Annotated in this window: 15 protein-coding genes; 10 read left to right on the top strand and 5 right to left on the bottom strand. The window is 65.6% G+C overall.

The annotated features are described in order from the left end of the window. Positions 1–96 precede the first annotated feature (96 nt). Genes ACVJ5M_RS42375 through ACVJ5M_RS42365 form a run of 3 tightly spaced genes read left to right on the top strand, consistent with a single transcriptional unit; the run spans position 97 to position 3,943 of the window. Entirely contained in the window at positions 97–2,178 is a 2,082-nt protein-coding gene (locus ACVJ5M_RS42375; RefSeq protein WP_063985713.1) for a M3 family metallopeptidase, read from the top strand. Next, the gene (locus tag ACVJ5M_RS42370; RefSeq protein WP_063985712.1) at positions 2,178–2,816 is read left to right on the top strand and encodes a DUF1007 family protein; all 639 of its coding nucleotides are present in this window, start codon (positions 2,178–2,180) and stop codon (positions 2,814–2,816) included. The genes ACVJ5M_RS42375 and ACVJ5M_RS42370 overlap by 1 nt, the downstream gene beginning before the upstream one ends. Then, positions 2,813–3,943 carry a nickel/cobalt transporter gene (locus ACVJ5M_RS42365; RefSeq protein ID WP_187387826.1) on the top strand — a complete coding sequence of 377 codons (1,131 nt, stop codon included), beginning with the start codon at positions 2,813–2,815 and terminating at the stop codon, positions 3,941–3,943. The genes ACVJ5M_RS42370 and ACVJ5M_RS42365 overlap by 4 nt, the downstream gene beginning before the upstream one ends. A gap of 175 nt (positions 3,944–4,118) precedes the next feature. Here the strand turns inward: ACVJ5M_RS42365 and ACVJ5M_RS42360 are convergent, their stop codons facing one another. After that, the gene (locus ACVJ5M_RS42360; protein ID WP_063985710.1) at positions 4,119–4,517 is read right to left on the bottom strand and encodes an MAPEG family protein; all 399 of its coding nucleotides are present in this window, start codon (positions 4,515–4,517) and stop codon (positions 4,119–4,121) included. Positions 4,518–4,599: 82 nt separating this feature from the next. Between ACVJ5M_RS42360 and hemH the strand changes: the two genes are divergently transcribed. The 5 genes from hemH to ACVJ5M_RS42335 all read left to right on the top strand — a co-directional run bounded on the left by hemH (position 4,600) and on the right by ACVJ5M_RS42335 (position 9,017). Then, on the top strand, positions 4,600–5,637 hold the full coding sequence (gene hemH, locus ACVJ5M_RS42355; RefSeq protein WP_063985709.1) for a ferrochelatase: 1,038 nt from the start codon (positions 4,600–4,602) through the stop codon (positions 5,635–5,637). A 30-nt stretch (positions 5,638–5,667) separates the two neighbouring features. After that, positions 5,668–6,627 carry an ABC transporter substrate-binding protein gene (locus ACVJ5M_RS42350; protein WP_354098023.1) on the top strand — a complete coding sequence of 320 codons (960 nt, stop codon included), beginning with the start codon at positions 5,668–5,670 and terminating at the stop codon, positions 6,625–6,627. Positions 6,628–6,703: 76 nt separating this feature from the next. Further along, on the top strand, positions 6,704–7,261 hold the full coding sequence (locus ACVJ5M_RS42345; protein WP_225004714.1) for a hypothetical protein: 558 nt from the start codon (positions 6,704–6,706) through the stop codon (positions 7,259–7,261). A 195-nt stretch (positions 7,262–7,456) separates the two neighbouring features. Then, complete coding sequence (locus ACVJ5M_RS42340) at positions 7,457–8,461, top strand: SPFH domain-containing protein (RefSeq protein WP_071909416.1); 1,005 nt, start codon at positions 7,457–7,459, stop codon at positions 8,459–8,461. A gap of 112 nt (positions 8,462–8,573) precedes the next feature. Further along, entirely contained in the window at positions 8,574–9,017 is a 444-nt protein-coding gene (locus ACVJ5M_RS42335; RefSeq protein ID WP_063985705.1) for an NfeD family protein, read from the top strand. A gap of 183 nt (positions 9,018–9,200) precedes the next feature. Here ACVJ5M_RS42335 and ACVJ5M_RS42330 read toward each other — a convergent pair whose 3' ends face one another. After that, positions 9,201–9,527 (bottom strand): winged helix-turn-helix transcriptional regulator, encoded by a 327-nt coding sequence (locus ACVJ5M_RS42330; RefSeq protein WP_063985704.1) that lies wholly within the window; start codon positions 9,525–9,527, stop codon positions 9,201–9,203. A gap of 72 nt (positions 9,528–9,599) precedes the next feature. On the opposite strand from ACVJ5M_RS42330, the gene ACVJ5M_RS42325 reads away from it, so the two are divergent. Beyond that, positions 9,600–10,151 carry a carboxymuconolactone decarboxylase family protein gene (locus tag ACVJ5M_RS42325; RefSeq protein ID WP_063985703.1) on the top strand — a complete coding sequence of 184 codons (552 nt, stop codon included), beginning with the start codon at positions 9,600–9,602 and terminating at the stop codon, positions 10,149–10,151. A 163-nt stretch (positions 10,152–10,314) separates the two neighbouring features. Here the strand turns inward: ACVJ5M_RS42325 and ACVJ5M_RS42320 are convergent, their stop codons facing one another. Continuing rightward, positions 10,315–11,322 (bottom strand): KpsF/GutQ family sugar-phosphate isomerase, encoded by a 1,008-nt coding sequence (locus tag ACVJ5M_RS42320; RefSeq protein ID WP_063985702.1) that lies wholly within the window; start codon positions 11,320–11,322, stop codon positions 10,315–10,317. A gap of 190 nt (positions 11,323–11,512) precedes the next feature. Here ACVJ5M_RS42320 and ACVJ5M_RS42315 point away from each other — a divergent pair, with 190 nt between their 5' ends. Continuing rightward, positions 11,513–13,255: an outer membrane beta-barrel protein gene (locus ACVJ5M_RS42315; RefSeq protein ID WP_231143655.1), complete on the top strand. Its 1,743-nt coding sequence runs from the start codon at positions 11,513–11,515 to the stop codon at positions 13,253–13,255. A 206-nt stretch (positions 13,256–13,461) separates the two neighbouring features. Here the strand turns inward: ACVJ5M_RS42315 and ACVJ5M_RS42310 are convergent, their stop codons facing one another. Next, positions 13,462–14,913 (bottom strand): glutamate synthase subunit beta, encoded by a 1,452-nt coding sequence (locus tag ACVJ5M_RS42310; RefSeq protein ID WP_063985701.1) that lies wholly within the window; start codon positions 14,911–14,913, stop codon positions 13,462–13,464. A 163-nt stretch (positions 14,914–15,076) separates the two neighbouring features. Continuing rightward, positions 15,077–19,810: a glutamate synthase large subunit gene (gene gltB, locus ACVJ5M_RS42305; protein WP_063985700.1), complete on the bottom strand. Its 4,734-nt coding sequence runs from the start codon at positions 19,808–19,810 to the stop codon at positions 15,077–15,079. Positions 19,811–20,124: the final 314 nt, after the last annotated feature.

Genomic DNA, 20,124 nt, shown 5'->3' with positions numbered 1-20,124 from the left:
AAAAGGCGGCCGGGAGCAAGGGCAAGTGGCCCAAAAAAGCCCCATCGCGTGCTATAGCTGACCCCAACAATCGAACCACAAAAACCGGGACTAGCGATGTCAGACCCCCGCCAAACCACGGACCCCGAGACCAACCCGCTGCTGAAGGCCTGGGTGACGCCGTTTGCGACCCCGCCCTTCGACGAGGTCAAGCCCGAGCACTTTCTGCCCGCCTTCGAGCAGGCCTTCGCCGATCACTCCGCGGAGATCGCGGCGATCACCAACGATCCGGCGGCCGCCGACTTCGCCAACACCATCACGGCGCTGGAGCGCTCCGGCAAGCTCCTCACCAAGGTCGCGGCGGTCTTCTACGACCTCGTCTCGGCGCATTCCAACCCGGCCATCCTGGAGATCGACAAGGAGGTCTCCTTGCGGATGGCGCGGCACTGGAATCCGATCATGATGAACGCCGTGCTGTTTGGTCGCATCGCCCATCTGCACGAGAACCGCGCCGGTCTTGGTCTTTCGCCGGAGCAGCTCCGCCTGCTGGAGCGCACCTACACCCGTTTCCACCGTTCCGGCGCCGGCCTCTCCGAAGAGGCGAAGGCGCGGATGGCGGAGATCAACGAGAAGCTCGCCCAACTCGGCACCGGCTTCAGCCACCACCTGCTTGGCGACGAGCAGGAGTGGTTCATGGAGTTGGGGGAGGCCGACCGCGAGGGCCTGCCGGAGAGCTTTGTCGCCGCCGCCAAGGCTGCGGCGGAAGAGCGCGGCATGCACGGCAAGGCCATCGTCACGCTGTCGCGCTCCTCGACCGAGCCGTTCCTGAAGAGCTCGGCCCGCCGCGACCTGCGCGAGAAGGTCTACAAGGCCTTCACGGCGCGCGGCGACAACGGCAATGCCAACGACAACAACGGCACCATCGTCGAGATCCTGCAACTGCGCGAGGAGAGCGCCAAGCTTCTGGGCTATCCGACCTTCGCCGCCTACCGGCTCGAGGATTCCATGGCCAAGACGCCGGATGCGGTGCGCGGCCTGCTGGAGCGGGTCTGGAAGCCGGCGCGTGCGCGTGCGCTCTCCGACCGCGACGAGATGCAGGCGCTGATCACGGAAGAGGGCGGCAATTTCAAGCTCGCGCCCTGGGACTGGCGCTTCTATGCCGAAAAACTCCGCCTCCAGCGCGCCAATTTCGACGACGCCGCGATCAAGCCGTATCTTACGCTCGATCACATGATCGCCGCCGCCTTCGACTGCGCCACCCGCCTGTTCGGCATCACCTTCGAGGAGCGCAAGGACGTGCCGGCCTGGCACCCGGATGTAAGGGTCTGGGAGGTAAAGGGGCCGGACGGCAAGCACAAGGCGCTGTTCTACGGCGACTACTATGCCCGGCCGTCGAAGCGCTCCGGCGCCTGGATGACCTCGCTGCGCGACCAGCAGAAGCTCGACGGCGAGATCGCGCCGCTCGTCATCAATGTCTGCAACTTCGCCAAGGGCGCGAACGGCGAGCCCTCGCTGCTGTCGCCCGACGATGCCCGGACCCTGTTCCATGAGTTCGGCCACGGCCTGCACGGCATGCTCTCCAATGTGACCTATCCGTCACTCTCGGGCACCGCGGTGTTCACCGACTTCGTCGAGCTGCCGTCCCAGCTCTACGAGCACTGGCAGGAGCGGCCCGAGGTGCTGCAGCAGTTCGCCCGCCACTACCAGACCGGCGAGCCGCTGCCGGACGATCTGCTCCAGCGCTTCCTCGCCGCACGAAAGTTCAACCAGGGCTTTGCCACGGTCGAGTTCGTCTCCTCGGCGCTGGTCGATCTCGAATTCCACACCCAGCCGGCTTCCGCCGCGCAGGATGTCCGCGCCTTCGAGAAGAAGGAGCTGGAGAAGATCGGCATGCCCGAGGAGATCTCGCTGCGCCACCGCCCCACCCAGTTCGGCCACATCTTCTCCGGCGACCATTATGCCTCCGGTTACTACAGCTACATGTGGTCGGAGGTGATGGACGCCGACGCCTTCGGCGCCTTCGAGGAGGCCGGCGACATCTTCGATCCTGCAGTGGCAAAGCGCCTGCACGACGACATCTACTCCTCGGGTGGATCGGTCGATCCCGAGGCCGCCTATGAAGCCTTCCGCGGCCGCCCGCCGGAGCCCGACGCGCTGCTCCGCCGGCGCGGCCTGCTCGATGGCGCAAGGGCAGCCTGATGGGCATGCGTGCCCTGTTCGGCCTGTTGCTCGCCGCTGCGATGACGTTCGCAGCCGGCGCGGCGCGGGCGCATCCGCATGTCTGGATCACCGCGACCAGCGAGCTGCTCTACGCCGCCGACGGCTCGATCACCGGCGTCCGCCACGCCTGGACCTTTGATGACATGTTCTCGGCCTATGCCCTGCAGGGGCTCGAGAGCAAGACCAAGGGCGCCTATACGCGCGAGGAGCTGGGGCCGCTGGCGCAGACCAATGTCGAGTCGCTGAAGGAATACGCCTACTTCACCTTCGCGCGAGGCGACGGCAAGAAGGAGCGTTTTAACGAGCCGGTCGACTACTTCCTCGACTACAAGGATACCGTGCTGACCCTGCACTTCACGCTGCCGCTGAAGAACCCGGTCAAGCCCAAGCAGCTGGTGCTCGAAGTGTTCGACCGCTCCTACTTCATCGACTTCCAGATGGCCAAGGACAATCCGGTCAAGCTGGTCGGCGCGCCCGCCGGCTGCCAGATGAAGCTCGATCGTCCCAACGACGGCTCCGCCGCCGCGCAGAAGCTCAACGAGCAGACCTTCCTGAACGGTGAGAACTCGAATTTCGGCATGATGTTCGCCAACAAGATCACGGTGGATTGCCCTTGAAGCCGCAACTCTCCCCGTTCGCACGCGGGCTGCTTGCCTGCGCTGCGGCTGTCGTCGTGCTCGGTGTGGCGGACGCCGCGCTTCACGATCTCCTCGCGCAAAATCCGTTCGGTGCACCACGCCCGGCGCAGGCCGCGGAGCCCGAGGCCAGCGGCGTCATTGGCTGGCTGTTGGCAAAGCAGTCGGAATTCTATCGCCAGATGTCGGCGACCATTCGCGCCGCGAAGTCCGACGGCTCGGCGGTGTGGACGCTGCTCTTCATCTCCTTTGCCTATGGCATCTTCCACGCCGCCGGCCCCGGCCACGGCAAGGCGGTGATCGCCTCCTATCTCGTCGCCAACCGCGAGACCGCGCGGCGCGGCATCGCGCTGTCGTTTGCCTCGGCGCTGATGCAGTCGCTGGTGGCGATCCTGATCGTCGGCATCTCGGCCTGGGTGCTGAACGCCACCGCCAAGACCATGTGCAAGGCGGAAGGCGCGATCGAGATCGCGAGCTACGGCCTGATCGCGCTGTTCGGCCTGCGGCTGGTCTGGGTCAAGGGCCGCACCTTCATCCGCGCGCTGCAGGCGGTCCAGCCGGTGCCGGCGATCGCCGGCGTGCCGCATGACCATCACGATCACGGCCATCACCATGATGTCCATGATCATCACGACCACGATCACGGTCATGATCACCATCATCACGACCAAGGTCACGCCAACGCCCATCACCACCACGGGCACGACCACGTCCATGACGAGCATTGCGGCCATTCCCACGGCCCCACGCCGAGCGAGCTCGCCGGTCCCGGCGGCTGGCGGCGCGGGTTCGCTGCGATCCTGACCGTCGGCATCCGGCCCTGCTCGGGCGCGATCCTGGTGCTGGTGTTCGCGCTCGCGCAGGGCCTGTTCTGGGCCGGCATCGCCGCGACCTTGCTGATGGGACTCGGTACCGCAATTACGGTCGCGGCTATCGCCGTCGTCGCCGTCTCCGCCAAGGACATCGCCGCCCGCCTCAGCGCCGGGCGCGACGGCGGCGGTGCGCTGTTCATGCGCGGCATCGAATTCGGCGCCGCCGCTCTCGTGCTGCTGTTCGGCGCGGGCCTGCTGTTCGGCTACATCGCCGCCGAACGGACGACGTGTTTTTAAGGTTGCTCTTTCCCTCCCCCCTTGTGGGTGAGGGTGGCTCGCCGCGTAGCGGCGAGACGGGTGAGGGGTATCTCTCCGCGAGCAAACCTCTCACGATTGAATCGTGCGGAGAGATACCCCTCATCCGTCGCGCTACGCGCGCCACCTTCTCCCACAAGGGGAGAAGGAAGAAAGATCACACCGGCAAAAACCGCTTCAACGCCGGCATGAAGAAGATCCCGAGATTGATCGCAAAACCGATGCTCCAGAGGATCGAGCGCAGTGTCGGGCGGTTGCCGAGATAGGTCAGCACGTAGGCGATCCGCACGATCAGGAACAGCACGGCGAGCTCGTCAATCAGCCGCTGCGGCGAATCCCGGAATTCGGCAAGCAGCACCGCGAAGGCGAAGAACGGAAAGGTCTCGATGCCGTTCTGGTGGGCACCAAGCGCGCGCTGCGCCAGCGCATCCTCGAAGAAGGCGGGGTCGCGCGGCCGGGAATTGTCGAAGATGCGAAACCGCGTCCATTTGATCGAGACGATCGTCGCCAGATAAAGCAGCAGCGCTCCCAATACGCAGAATTCCGCGAGTGTCATCAGCCCCTCCCCGCTTGGGCGCGACCCTAGCGAAATCGACCTCATCTTGACAAGTTCGGAGCAACGCGCGACGCAACTGATCATGACGACAATTGCCCCCATCGCAGCGCAAAAGCCCGCCGTCCGGTCCAGCCTGCGGCGCGTCGGCGTGCTCCTGGTCAATCTCGGCACGCCCGATACGGCCGATGCGCCCGGCGTGCGGGTCTATCTCAAGGAGTTCCTCTCGGACGCCCGCGTCATCGAGGACCAGGGGCTGGTCTGGCAGTTCGTGCTCAACGGCATCATCCTGCGCAGCCGTCCCCGCACCAAGGCGCTGGACTATCAGAAGATCTGGAACAATGAGCGGAACGAGTCGCCGCTGAAGACCATCACGCGCTCGCAGAGCGACAAGCTTGCGGCCGCACTGTCTGACAGCGACCACGTCGTCGTGGACTGGGCGATGCGCTACGGCAATCCCTCGATCAAGTCGGGCATCGATGCGCTGATCGCGAAGGGGTGCGACCGCATCCTCGCCGTGCCGCTCTATCCGCAATATTCCGCCTCGACCTCGGCGACGGTCTGCGACGAAGTGTTTCGCGTGCTCGCCCGCTTGCGGAATCAGCCGACGCTGCGGGTGACGCCGCCTTATTACGAGGACGAGGCCTATATCGAGGCGCTCGCGATCTCGATCGAGACGCATCTAGCGACGCTGCCGTTCGCGCCGGAGCTGATCGTGGCATCCTTCCACGGCATGCCGAAATCCTATGTCGACAAGGGCGATCCCTATCAGTCCCACTGCGTCGCCACGACCGATGCGCTGCGCCGCCGACTCGGCATGGACGAGACGAAACTGCTGCTGACCTTCCAGTCCCGCTTCGGCAATGACGAGTGGCTCCAGCCCTACACCGACAAGACCATGGAGCGGCTGGCCAAGGAAGGCGTGCGCCGCATCGCGGTGGTGACGCCGGGCTTTTCCGCCGACTGCCTGGAGACGCTGGAGGAGATCGCGCAGGAGAATGCCGAGATCTTCAAGCATAATGGCGGCGAGCAGTTTTCCGCGATCCCCTGTCTCAACGACAGCGATCCCGGTATGGACGTGATCCGCACCCTGGTGCTGCGCGAGCTTCAGGGCTGGATCTGATGGCGTGTCCCATGAACCGCCCGCGAGACTTTGGCGCTTCTTGGGACGATCGCCGCGCTGCCGGCCTCGGTGCTGGCGCAGCAGCCGAACGCGACGCGGCGGCTCGGCGTGCTCTCGGTCACGGCCGCGGATGACGCGATCGGGCAGGCCCGCAGCACGATCCTGGTCGAGACGCTCGCCGCCCATGGCTGGAAGGAGCACGACAACCTCAGGATCGATTGGCGCAGCGGCGCCGGCGACCGGGCACGCATCGCGCGCCTCGCCGACGAACTCGTGGCGCTCAAGCCGGACATCCTGCTCGCGGTCGGCACGCCGTCGGTCGAGGAGCTGCGCCAGCGCACCACGACGATTCCGATCGTCTTCGCCGTCGTCACCGATCCCGTCAGCCAGGGCTTTGTCAAAAACCTCGCTCATCCCGGCGGCAACATCACCGGCTTCACCGATTACGACGGCCCGCTCGCCGGCAAATGGCTGGAGATGCTGACGCAGGTCACGCCAAAAGTGTCCCGCGTCTTCGTCGTCTACAATCCTGCCACCGCGCCGTTCGCGCCCCTGATGCTGCGCACGATCGAGGACGCCGCACGGACGCTTCACGTGTCGGTCGAGGCAGCGCCGGTTCACGACGCTGGCTCGATCGCCGCGCTGGCTTCGCGGAAGGACGGCGGCCTGCTGGTGCTGCCTGACTTCTTCACCATGGCCAATCGTGCCCAGCTCCTGGCTGCAATCGGTGAAGCCCGCGTGCCGGCGGTGTTCTGGAGCCGCACCTTCGTCGACGAGGGCGGGCTGATGTCCTACAGCACCGACAGCGCCGAGCAGCTCCGCCGCGCCGCCAACTACATCGATCGCATCCTGAAAGGCGCGCAGGCAGCCGACCTGCCGGTCCAGAACCCCACCAAGTTCGAGCTGGCGATCAACCTGAAGACGGCGAGGGCGCTGGGGCTGACCATGTCGCCCTCGCTGCTTGCGCTCGCCAACACCGTGGTTGAATAGGGGCGCCGAAGCTACCTTCGACTGGTGATTCCGGAATTCCTGGGGCAAAATGACGGTGGGGATGTTGCCGCGAGCGATGCGGCTCGAACGGGGCGGGCGCGATTACATGCGGGGATTGTTGCTTGTAGCTGTCGTGGCCTGCGGACTCGCTGGCTGCAACACGACCGGGGACGTAGCGTCGACCATGTATCCGGAAGCGGTGCGGGCCGGCGGTGCCGTCAAGAGCGATACGGCCATTGTCCTGGTCGCGAACGGCGGCAGCGAGACGATCAACTATCTTCAGTTCGTTCACAACGGTTTTCCCGCGATCAATGCGCGAGGGATCAGCGTTGCTCCGGACGGCTTTGTTGCGATTCCAGTCGCGGTCGGAACGACGGGGCTTGAGCTGCAAAACTATACGACGACGGGGCGCCCGGGCACCTATCTCCCGAATGGCGCGTCGATGGGATTCGTGCCGGTGCATACGCCCAAGATCGATCTTCCCGCCCCCGGACTGTATTACGTTGCGACCGTCTTTCCGGGGCAGCAACGCAGTTTCGAGACAAGGCCGACGGCCGTCCAACTGGCGAAGCTGCGAAAGGAGCGGCCCGAGCTCGCCGCGCTGAAGCCGGTGAATTTTACATGGTCCAACTAGGACACCGGCCGTTGCTAGGTTGCCTCCGTGCCCTTTCAAGGGCTTTCTCACAATACTTATCGGCGATCGTTCCGCCTCCGTACTTCTTGTGGAAATGTCGCTCCGCGCCGACGTGAATGGTGACCGCTGAACCGGTAAGGTCGCGTTCCCGACCAATGACAGCGCGGGAAAGGGCTTTCCCGCCTTGGAGGAAATATGAGCGGTTTCGATGTTTTCGCGATTGTTCTGGTGTTGCTCGTCATCGTCACGCTGGTCGCCGGCGTGAAGACGGTGCCGCAGGGCTATGACTGGACCATCGAGCGGTTCGGCAAATACACCCAGACGCTGAGCCCCGGGCTCAACCTGATCGTGCCCTATTTCGATCGCGTCGGACGCAAGATCAACATGATGGAGCAGGTGATCGACATTCCCGAGCAGGAGGTCATCACCAAGGACAACGCCACCGTGACGGTGGACGGCGTCGCCTTCTACCAGGTGTTCGATGCCGCCAAGGCGAGCTACGAGGTCTCCAACCTGACCCAGGCCATCACCGTCCTGACCATGACCAACATCCGCTCGGTGATGGGCGCGATGGATCTCGACCAGGTGCTGTCGCATCGCGACGAGATCAACGAGCGCCTGCTTCGCGTCGTCGACGCCGCGGTCTCGCCCTGGGGCCTCAAGGTCAACCGCATCGAGATCAAGGACATCGTGCCGCCCGCCGACCTCGTCGAAGCCATGGGCCGGCAGATGAAGGCCGAGCGCGTCAAGCGCGCCGACATTCTGGCCGCCGAAGGCCAGCGCCAGTCCGAGATCCTGCGCGCCGAGGGCGCCAAGCAGGGCCAGATCCTCCAGGCCGAGGGCCGCAAGGAAGCTGCGTTCCGCGACGCCGAGGCTCGCGAACGTTCCGCGGAGGCCGAGGCCAAGGCGACGCAGATGGTCAGCGAAGCGATTTCCAAGGGTGATGTCGCCGCGCTGAACTATTTCATCGCCGACAAGTATATCAAAGCGTTCGGGCAACTGGCCGACTCGCCGAACCAGAAGGTCATCATGCTTCCGGTCGAAGCGATGAGTATGCTGGGCTCGCTCGCCGGCATCGGCGAGATCGCCAAGGCAACGTTCGGCGAAAGCGCGGCGTCCGCGGCCGCTGCCGCCCGCCGCGGCGGCTCGGTGCCGACGACCGGCCCCACGCCGCCGGCGGTGCCGCCGCGACAGGGGTAATCAAAGCGCATGCATTTTCGAAAAGTGCATGCGGCAATTTAAAGCGCATGCCCCGGAAAAGTGGGGACCGGTTTTCCGATCAGGGCATACGCCAGCATAAAGAGGTCGTGTCATGACCGACATGTTCGTATCGCTCGGCACCTGGAATTGGCTGATCTTCGGTTTCATCGTGATGGCGCTGGAGGTGCTGGCGCCGGGCGTATTCCTGTTCTGGCTCGGGCTCGCCGCGCTGCTGGTCGGCCTGATCTCCTTTGCTGTCGCCGTGTCGTGGCAGATCCAGCTGGTGATGTTCGCAATCTTCGCAGCCGCCGCCGTGCCGGTGTGGCGCCGGCTCGCGCGGCCGAAGCTGGACGCAAGCACGAGCCCCTTCCTGAACAAGCGAAGCGAGGCATTGCTCGGCCGCGAGTTCACGCTGGAGAAGCCGATCATCGACGGCAACGGCACCGTGCGCCTCGGCGACACGGTGTGGCGCGTGGCCGGCCCCGATACGCCGGCCGGGACGCGGGTGAAGGTGGTGCAGGTTGACGGTGCAAATTTGACGGTGGCCGCGGCGTAGTTCTCTCTTCCCCTCTCCCCTTGTGGGAGAGGGTGGCTCGCCGCGTAGCGGCGAGACGGGTGAGGGGTCTCTTTCCTCCAACGCTGCGCTATGTTTGCGGAGGCAACCCCTCATCCGGCGCTTCGCGCCACCTTCTCCCACAAGGGGAGAAGGAAGATCGGAGCGTGTGGCTGCGTCCAGATTTTACCTCTTCCACCTCTCCGCAAACCGGTGCAGCGGCATGAACGTCTCGCACAGCTCGCGCCCAAGCGCTGTCAGCCCGTAACCTCCACCGTCGCCCAGCTCCACGAATCCCGCATCGCGCAGCTCCGTCAGCCGCGCTTGCAGCACCGTCGGCGAGGCCTCGTCGCAGGCGGTGCGCAACGCGCGGGAGGTGAGGGCTTGGTCGCGCAATTCCCACAGGATCCGCAGGCTCCAGCGTCGGCCGAGCAGGTCGAGCAGCGCCATGATCGGCCGGCCGGTGCGTGAGCCGCGCACGGTCCGGCTCCCTGATGCTGCCTGTTTCGCCATCCCGGCCCTCTTGCGCGGTGCTACAAATAATGTAGCGTGTTGCTACGATAATTGTAGCAACGGAGACAGCTGATGTCCCAGGCCGCGCCGCGTATCGCCCCGCTCGTCCCGCCTTATCCCCCGGAGATCCAGGCGCAGTTCGACCGCATCATGCGCGGCGCCCCGCCGCTGGCGCTGTTCCGGGTGATGGCGGGCCATACGCGCGCCTGGGACAAGTTCCGCGCCGGCGGCCTGCTCGATCCCGGTCCGCTGTCATTGCGCCAGCGCGAGATCGTGATCGACCGCACCTGCGCGCTGACCGGATGCGAGTATGAATGGGGCGTGCATGTCGCGATCTTCGCCGGGCCGGCGAAGCTCACCGAAGATGAGGTGCATGCGACCGCGCGGGGCGATGCGACGTCACCGTGCTGGTCGCCGGCGGAGCAGGCGCTGATCGCGGCGGTCGATGCGCTGCATCACCGCGCGACGTTGGATGACGCCAAATTCGCCGCGCTGTCGGCGCATTACGACGAGGCCCAGATCCTGGAGATCATGCTGCTGTGCGGCTTCTACCGCACAGTGTCGTACCTGGCGAACGGGCTGAAGCTGCCGCTGGAGGAGAAGGCTGCGCGGTTTCCGGTGTAGCCCCAACCGCCGTCATTGCGAGGAGCGTCTCACCCCCGCCGTCATTCCGGGGCGCGACGAAGTCGCGAGCCCGGAATCCATCGGGCCGCAACCTCGGAGATGAATGGATTCCGGGCTCGCGCCAAGTGGCGCGCCCCGGAATGACGGGTGGAAAGAGCGCGCCCTAAGCCACGCCCGCCCGCAGCAGATCGTGCAGGTGCACGATGCCCACCACCTTGTCCGCTTCGGTCACCACCAGCGTCGTGATCTTGCTTGTGTTCAGCACCTCGATCATCTCGGTGGCGAGCATCGAGGGCGGCACGGTCTTCGGCTGCCTGGTCATGATGTCGTCGACGGATGCCGTCAGGAGATCCGGCCGCATGTGGCGGCGCAGATCGCCGTCGGTGATGATGCCCGCGATCCCGCCGGCATCGTCGACGATGCAGACGCACCCCAGGCCCTTGGCGGACATCTCCATCACCGCGTCCGACATCTTGGTGCCGAGCGGCTTGAGCGGGATCTCCGCGCCCGTGCGCATGTAGTCGCGGACGAATTTCAGCATCGCGCCGAGCTTGCCGCCGGGGTGGAAATGCGCGAACTCCAGCGCGGTGAAGCCGCGGCCTTCGAGCAGCGCGATCGCGATCGCATCGCCGATCGCGACCTGCATCATCGTCGAGGTGGTCGGCGCCAGATTGTGCGGGCAGGCCTCGCGCGCCTTCGGCAGCTCGATCACGATGTCGGCGGCCTGACCCAGCGAGGACGCCGCGTTCGACGTCACCGCGATCATCGGGATCGCGAAGCGCGCCGAATAGTTCACCAGCGTCTTCATCTCCGGCTGCTCGCCGGACCAGGACAGCGCCATGATGACGTCGTCGGCGGTGATCATGCCGAGGTCGCCATGGGCGGCTTCGGCGGTGTGGACGAAGAAGGCCGGCGTGCCGGTCGAGGCCAGCGTCGCCGCGATCTTGCGCGCCATGTGGCCGGACTTGCCGAGGCCGGTGACGATGACGCGGCCCTTGGCGTTGCGGATCAGGTCGACCGCCTTGGCGAAGGTCGCGCCCAGCGGACCGCGCAGGGCGGCGGCGAGCGCGTTGATGCCGCCGCTCTCCGTCTCTAGCGTGCGGAGCGCGGATTCGACGCTGTCGGGAGTAGGGCCGGATGATGGGGTCATCAGCGGTTTCGAGCTCGACATGTTCAGGTCCAGGGAGGAGGGGCGCGCGCCCGTTGGCCCTGCTTAGCATGCCGAGACCGGCGAGGCGACGAGAGCGCCAGGGCCCGAAACGGGTCATTAACCATAATTGTTTTAACTCCATTAACGATGGTTCCCGCTCGCTGGCGGAGGTCGTCGTGAAAGTCTTTGATTTCGTTGGAGTTCTTACATCGTGGGGGCGCCTCCAGGCACGAGCCGGAGCAAACGCGGGCATTTCCTGCGCGCGGCTTTGCCGTGCCTTGCGCTGACCGCCCTCGGAAGCGCGCCGGCGGCCGCCCAGAGCCTCACGCCCGACCTGTTCAATCCCAACCGCGGCGGCTTTGCCGCGCCCGACACGCTGCCGACGCGCCGCACGGCGGGCGTGCCGCAGGCGCCGTTGGATGCGCTCCCGGCGCTGCCCGATCCCAATGCCGATCCGCGCAAGCGCCAGCAGGCGCCGGCGACCTCGCGCGTCGGCCAGGTGCCGACGTACGGCCTGCCGGCCGCCAACGGCGCCAGCGGCTCCGGCTACGACTCGCTCAACCGCAAGCGGCAGCAGCCAAAGCTCTATCCCGGGCAGCCGAGGCCGAAGCGCCCGGTCGGACCCGGCTCGCCGGTGCCGCCGGCAACGCCGGACCGGACGCTAGGGCCGCCGCGCATCGCGCCGCCGCCGTCGGAAACCGCAAACAAGGCGCCGGTGCCGCGGGCGATGGCGGGCACCGTGCCCGGCCAGCCGCTGCGCCGCCGCCTCAAGGCCGACGACGATGCGTTCGGAGCGGTCGGCGACTATGCCGGCAGCTTCCTGATCAAGGGGGGGCTCGAGCTCTCGGCCGGCTACGACACCAATCCGGCGCGCCTGAACAAGCCGGTCGGCTCGCCGGCCTATGTCGTCGCGCCCGATCTTCTCGTGATGTCCGACTGGGAGCGCCACGCGCTGGTCGCCGATCTGCGCGGCTCGTTCTCCGGCTACACCAACAACATGCCGGCGACGATCGACGGCTTCGCCTCGCCGTCGCCGGTCGAGATCGACCGCCCCGACTTCACCGGTCATGTCGACGGTCGTTTTGACGTCAGTCGCGACCTCAAGCTCACCTCGCAGTTCCGGCTGCGGGTCGCGACCGACAATCCCGGCAGCCCGAACGTGCAGGCGGGCCTGCAGAAATATCCGATCTACGCCGCTTACGGCACCACGCTCGGCTTCGACCAGACTTTCAATCGCTTCCAGGTGGCTGCCGGCGCCACCGTCGATCGCACCGCCTACACCGATTCCAAGCTGACCGACGGCTCGACCTTCAGCAACGACGACCGCGACTTCAACCAGTATGGCGGCATCGGTCGTTTCTCCTACGACCTCAAGCCGGGGCTGAAGCCGTTCGTCGAGATCGAAGGCGACAGTCGCGTGCACGACCAGCCCGCCGACCGCAACGGCTATTTCCGCGATTCATCGGGTGGCTACGCCAAGGTCGGCTCGAGCTTCGAGTTCTCGCGCATCCTGATCGGTGAGATCTCGGTCGGCTATACCGCGCGTAACTATGTCGACCCGCGCCTCAGCCAGCTCGCGGGCTTCCTCACCGCGGGCTCGCTGATCTGGAACGCGAGCGGCCTGACCACGGTGAAATTCGCCACCGACACGCAGATCGCGGAGTCCACGGTCCCCGGCTCCTCCGGCGTGCTGGTGCGCACCTACGGGATCGAGGTCGATCACGACTTCCGCCGCTGGCTCACCGCGGTCGGCAAGTTCACCTACGGCACCTACGACTACCAAAACCAGAATCGCAACGACAAAACCTACTCACTCGAAGGCAATCTGATCTACAAGCTCAACCGCAACATCTGGATCAAGGGCACGCTGCGCCACGACATCCTGAACTCGAACCAGCCGGGGTCGAGCTCGCAGGGGACGGTGATGTTGGTGGGGGTGAGGTTGCAGAATTGAGGGCGGCGGTGCGTCGCGTTTGAGCGTATGCGGCCTAGTTCGGCTCCGCTCTCGCCACCTACTCCGCTGTCATGCCCCGGCTTGACCGGGGCATCCAGTACGCCGCGGCCTATCGTTTCGATTACAACTGTCTTTGGAATGCTGGATCGCCCGGTCAAGCCGGGCGATGACACCGTTTGCTAATCTGGCAGCAGAACCAGCCGCGGTTACCGCGGCAGATCTGTCTTCCCCATCAGGAACGTGTCGATCGACCGCGCACACAGCCGGCCCTCGCGGATCGCCCACACCACCAGCGACTGGCCGCGGCGCATGTCGCCGGCGGTGAACACGTTCGGGCGCGAGGTCTGGTAGTCGAGCGTGTTGGCCTTGACGTTGCCGCGCGGGTCGAGATCGACCGAGAGCAGCTTGAGCAGGCCCTCGTGCACGGGATGCACGAAACCCATCGCGAGCAGGATGAGCTCGGCATCGAGCTCGAACTCGGTGCCGGCAATCGGCTTGAACTTGTCGTCGACGCGCACGCAGTGCAGCTTCTTGACTTGGCCGTTCTCGCCGGAAAACTTCTGCGTCAGCACGGCGTATTCGCGGACCGCGCCTTCGGCCTGGCTGGAGGAGGTGCGCATCTTGAGCGGCCAGTTCGGCCAGGTCAGGCCCTTGTTCTCGCGCTCGGGCGGGGCGGGCATGATCTCGAGCTGGGTGACCGAGAGCGCACCCTGGCGCAGCGAGGTGCCGATGCAGTCCGAGCCGGTGTCGCCGCCGCCGATGACGACGACATGCTTGCCGCCGGCCAGGATCTCCTGGACGCCGCCGAGCGGCTCCTCGGAGACGCGGCGGTTCTGCTGCGGCAGGAAGTCCATGGCGTAGTGGATGCCTTGGAGGTCGCGGCCGGGGATCGGCAGGTCGCGCGGGGCTTCTGCGCCGCCGGTCAGCGCGACGGCATCGTAATCGTTGAGCATCTCGCGCGGGTCGACATTGCCGTCAGCGCCGACATGGCTGTTGTAGTGGAAGGTGACGCCTTCGCCTTCCATCTGCTTGACGCGGCGGTCGATGACGCCCTTCTCCATCTTGAAGTCGGGGATGCCGTAGCGCAGCAGGCCGCCGGCCTTGGCGAACTTCTCGAACAGATGCACGTCGTGGCCGGCGCGCGCGAGCTGCTGCGCGCAGGCCATCCCGGCCGGACCCGAGCCGATCACCGCGACCTTCTTGCCGGTCTTGACGGTCGCCACTTCCGGCTTCAGCCAGCCATTGTCCCAGGCGCGGTCGACGATCGCGCATTCGATGGTCTTGATGGTGACGGGGTTGTCGTCGATGTTGAGCGTGCAGGACGCTTCGCACGGCGCCGGGCAGATGCGCCCCGTGAACTCCGGGAAATTGTTGGTCGAGTGCAGGTTGCGCGAGGCCTCTTCCCAATTGCCCTGATAGACGAGGTCGTTGAAGTCGGGGATCTGGTTGTTGACCGGGCAGCCGGGCGTGCCGGGCGCCACCGAGCCCGTGCCGTGGCAATAGGGGATGCCGCAATTCATGCAGCGCGCGGCCTGATCGCGCGTTTCCTTCTCGGTCAAGGGAACGACGAACTCGTTGAAATGCTTCACGCGCTCGGCGACCGGGGTGTACTTGCGGTCATGCCGTTCGATTTCGAGAAAACCCGTGATCTTGCCCATTAAACCCGAAGTCCCTGCCGCTTAAATTCGTCTTCTCTCTAGCCAGACCCTCATCCTGAGGAGCGGCGCACTGGCGCCGCGTCGCGAAGGATGAAAGGCCCCGCTGGTGACCTCATGGTTCGAGACGCAGCTATCGCGCTCCTCACCATGAGGGCTTATCGCTCTACGCGCCGATCGCGATTTTCGGCTCGGCGTCCGCGTTGGCGGCCATTTCGCGCAGCGCGCGCCGGTATTCGACCGGCATCACCTTGCGGAATTTGGGCAGCCAGTCCTTCCAGTTGGCAAGGATGTCGGCGGCGCGCTTGGAGCCGGTCGCTTTGGCATGGCGCGAGATCAGGACGTGCAGGCGCTCGACGTCGGAGTCGAGCAGGTTCTTGAACACGTCGACCCGGCCGTGCGCCTCGAGGTCACCCGAGTGGTTATAGGTGCCGGCGTTGATCAGCTCTTCCGACAGCACCGGCTCGAGCTCGACCATCGACATGTTGCAAAGCTTGTCGAAGTCGCCGGTCTCGTCGAGCACATAGGCGATGCCGCCGGACATGCCGGCCGCGAAGTTGCGCCCGGTCTTGCCGAGCACGACCACGATGCCGCCGGTCATGTATTCACAGCAATGATCGCCGGCGCCTTCGACGACCGCCACCGCACCCGAGTTGCGCACGGCGAAACGCTCGCCGGCGACGCCGCGGAAGTAGCACTCGCCCTGGATGGCGCCATACATCACCGTGTTGCCGACGATGATGCTCTCTTCCGGCACGATGCCGCTGTTGGCGGGGGGCTTGACGATGATCTTGCCACCCGAGAGGCCCTTGCCGACATAGTCGTTGGCTTCGCCTTCGAGCTCGAAGGTGACGCCTTGCGCCAGCCACGCGCCGAATGCCTGGCCGGCGGTGCCCTTGAGCCCGACATGGATCGTGTCGTGCGGCAGGCCGGCATGACCGTAGATCTTGGCGACCGCGCCCGACAGCATCGCACCCGCCGAGCGGTTGGTGCTGTTGATCCTGGCCTCGATCTTCACCGGCGCGCCGCGGTCGAGCGCAGGCGTCGCCTTCTCGATCAGCGTGCGGTCGAGCACCGCCTCCAGATGATGGTTCTGGCGCTCGGAATGATAGATCTTCTGGCCCTTCTCTTCCTTCTGCTTGACGAAGAGCTTCGAGAAATCGAGGCCCTTGGCCTTCCAGTGCGCGACCAGCCTGGTCTGGTCGAGCAGCTGAACCTGGCCGATCATCTCGTTGAAGGTGCGGAAGCCGAGCGATGCCATGATCTCGCGGACTTCCTCGGCGACGAAGAAGAAGTAGTTGATCACGTGCTCGGGCTGGCCGGTGAAGCGCTTGCGCAGGACGGGGTCCTGGGTCGCGACGCCGACCGGGCAGGTGTTGAGGTGGCACTTGCGCATCATGATGCAGCCGGCCGCGATCAGCGGCGCGGTGGCGAAGCCGAACTCGTCGGCGCCGAGGAGCGCGCCGATCACGACGTCACGGCCGGTGCGGAACCCGCCGTCGACCTGGACCACGATGCGGCTGCGCAGCCGCTCGCGCACCAAGGTCTGGTGGGTCTCGGCAAGGCCGATCTCCCAGGGCGAGCCGGCATGCTTGATCGAGGTCAGCGGCGAAGCGCCGGTGCCGCCCTCGAAGCCCGCGATGGTGACATGGTCGGCGCGCGCCTTGGCAACGCCGGCGGCGACCGTGCCGACGCCGATCTCGGAGACCAGTTTGACCGAGACGTCGCCCGTCGGGTTGACGTTCTTGAGGTCGTAGATGAGCTGCGCCAGATCCTCGATCGAGTAGATGTCGTGATGCGGCGGCGGCGAGATCAGGCCGACGCCCGGCGTCGAGTGACGGACCTTGGCGATGGTCGCGTCGACCTTGTGGCCGGGCAGCTGGCCGCCTTCGCCGGGCTTGGCACCCTGCGCCATCTTGATCTGCATCATGTCGGAGTTGACGAGATACTCCGTGGTGACGCCGAAGCGGCCCGAGGCGACCTGCTTGATCGCCGAACGCATGGAATCGCCGTTCGGCATCGGCTTGAAGCGGTCGGCTTCCTCGCCGCCTTCGCCGGTGTTCGACTTGCCGCCGATCCGGTTCATGGCGATCGCGAGCGTGGTGTGCGCCTCGCGCGAGATCGAGCCGAAGCTCATCGCACCGGTGGCGAAGCGCTTGACGATGTCCTTGGCCGGCTCGACCTGGTCGATCGGGATCGGCTTGCGCTTCTCCTCGTCCGCGTTCTTGATCCGGAACAGGCCGCGCAGCGTCAACAGCCGCTCCGACTGCTCGTTCAGGATCCTGGCGAAGGCGCGGTAGCGTTCCAGCGAATTGCCGCGGGCGGCGTGCTGGAGCAGCCCGACCGACTCCGCGGTCCAGGCATGGTCCTCGCCGCGGCTGCGATAGGCATATTCGCCGCCGACGTCGAGCGCGGTCTTGTAGACCTGCGCCTCGCCGAACGCGTCGGCATGACGGCGCACCGCTTCTTCCGCGATCTCGGCAAGGCCGACGCCCTCGACACGGGTGTGGGTGCCGGCGAAGAACTTGCCGACGAAGTCCGCCTTGAGGCCGACGGCGTCGAAGATCTGCGCGCCGCAATAGGATTGGTAGGTCGAGATGCCCATCTTGGACATCACCTTGAGCAGGCCCTTGCCGATCGACTTGATGTAGCGCTTGACGATCTCGTAGTCGTCGAGCGAGCCGGGCAGGCGGTCCTTCATCGCGATGATGGTTTCGAACGCCAGATAGGGATTGATCGCTTCGGCGCCGTAGCCGGCCAGGCAGGCGAAGTGATGCACTTCGCGCGGCTCGCCGGATTCGACGACGAGGCCGACCGAGGTGCGCAGTCCGACGCGGATCAGATGATGATGCACGGCGGCGCAGGCCAGCAGTGCCGGGATCGGCACCCGGTCGCTGCCGACCATGCGGTCGGACAGGATGATGATGTTGACGCCCTCGCGGACGGCGGCTTCCGCACGCGCGCAAAGCTCGTCGAGCACCTGGTCCATGCCGGCAGCACCGAGACCGGCGTGGAAGGTGGTGTCGAGCGTGCGCGACTTGAAGTGCGACTCGGCGACGTCGGAGATCGAGCGGATCTTCTCGAGATCCGCATCGGTCAGGATCGGCTGGCGCGCTTCGAGGCGCTTGGTGGTGGCGAGGCCTTGCAGGTCGAACAGGTTGGGCCGCGGTCCGATGATGGAGACGAGGCTCATCACCAGCTCCTCGCGGATCGGGTCGATCGGCGGGTTGGTGACCTGCGCGAAGTTCTGCTTGAAGTAGGTGAACAGCGGCTTGGCCTTGTCCGACAGCGCCGAGATCGGCGTGTCGTTGCCCATCGAGCCCGCGGCTTCCTCGCCGGTGGAGGCCATCGGCGTCATCAGGATGGAGATGTCTTCCTGGCTGTAGCCGAACGCCTGCTGGCGATCGAGCAGCGACAGGTTGGAGCGCACGCCGGTGGTCGGCACCTTCGGCAGCTCTTCCAGCACGATCTGGGTCCGCTCCAGCCACTCCTTGTAGGGATGGCTCCGGGCGAGCTCGGCCTTGATCTCGTCGTCCGGGATCAGGCGGCCCTGCTCGAGGTCGACCAGCAGCATCTTGCCGGGCTGCAGCCGCCACTTGGTGATGATCTGGTCCTCGGGGATCGTCAGCACGCCCATCTCGGACGCCATCACGATGCGGTCGTCTTTGGTCACGAGATAGCGCGCCGGCCGCAATCCGTTGCGGTCGAGCGTCGCGCCGATCTGGCGGCCGTCGGTGAAGGCGATTGCGGCGGGGCCGTCCCACGGCTCCATCAGCGCAGCATGATATTCGTAGAAGGCGCGGCGCTTCTCATCCATCAGGGGATTGCCCGCCCACGCCTCCGGAATCATCATCATGACGGCGTGCGGCAGCGAGTAGCCGCCCTGCACCAGGAATTCGAGCGCGTTGTCGAAGCAGGCGGTGTCCGACTGGCCTTCATAGGAGATCGGCCAGAGCCGGTTGATGTCCTTGCCGTAGAGCTCGGAGCTCACGGAAGCCTGGCGCGCCGCCATCCAGTTGGTGTTGCCGCGCAGCGTGTTGATCTCGCCGTTATGCGCGATCATGCGATAGGGATGCGCCAGCGACCACGCCGGGAAGGTGTTGGTCGAGAAGCGCTGATGCACCAGCGCCAGCGCGCTCTCGAAGTCCGCCTCGTGCAGATCGGGATAGTACTTGCCGAGCTGGTCGGCGAGGAACATGCCCTTGTAGATCACGGTGCGGCACGACATCGAGCAGGGGTAATAGCCCGCGAGGCCGCGGTCGCGGCGCTGGTAGATCGCCTGCGAGATCGACTTGCGCAGGATGTACAGCCGGCGCTCGAAATCGTCCTCGGTCTTGGCGGTGCCGTTGCGGCCGATGAACACCTGCATGCAGGCGGGCTCGGTCGGCTTCACGGTGACGCCGAGCGAGGAATTGTCGGTCGGCACGTCGCGCCAGCCGAGCAGGGTCAGGCCCTCTTCCTTGATCTGGTCGGCGATGATGCTCTTGATGACGTTGCGCCAAGCGGTGTCGCGCGGCATGAACAGCGCGCCGATGGCGTATTCGCCCGGAGCCGGCAACGTGAAGCCGAGCTCCCCGGCCTTGCGGCTGAAGAAGGCGTGCGGGATCTGCACCAGGATGCCGGCGCCGTCACCGGCGCGCGGGTCGGCGCCGACGGCGCCGCGATGCTCGAGGTTGCAGAGGATGCTGAGCGCGTCCGCGACGATCTCGTGGGACTTCTTGCCCTTGATGTTGGCGATGAAGCCGACGCCGCAGGAATCCTTCTCCAGGCTCGGATCGTACAGACCTACAGCCGGCGGGCGCGAATTGTGTTCCTGAATCGGATCAGTCGTTTTCGAGGCGACCGTCGCCGACAGTTCTTCTGCCACGATGTTTGCGCGCTCGAATTGCGACCCGGTCATTGTTCCAATCCTCTCCATGCGGCAAGCTGCCTCACCGCTATCTTCGGCGCACCTTGGGCGTTCCGCGGCACCCGCCTCTGGGTCACCGCTCGTCCGCTGCGAGCCGCATTTTCTTAAATTCAGGCCAAGGCGTTCTTCGTCCCCGAGAACGGCTTTGCCTGTTGCCTTCCTGGCGCTCGAAAGCACCGACTTTCGTTGCAATCCGTATGCCGGAACTGCAAGCAAAATTGAGACAGTCTTCCTGTCCTAACCATCACCTTGCCAAATTTTTGTCTATCACACAAGCGCGCGGAAGTCCCGATTCCCAGAGTGTC

This window comes from Bradyrhizobium sp. S3.7.6, assembly GCF_054061875.1.
This window is presented reverse-complemented; position numbering and strand designations above follow the sequence as displayed.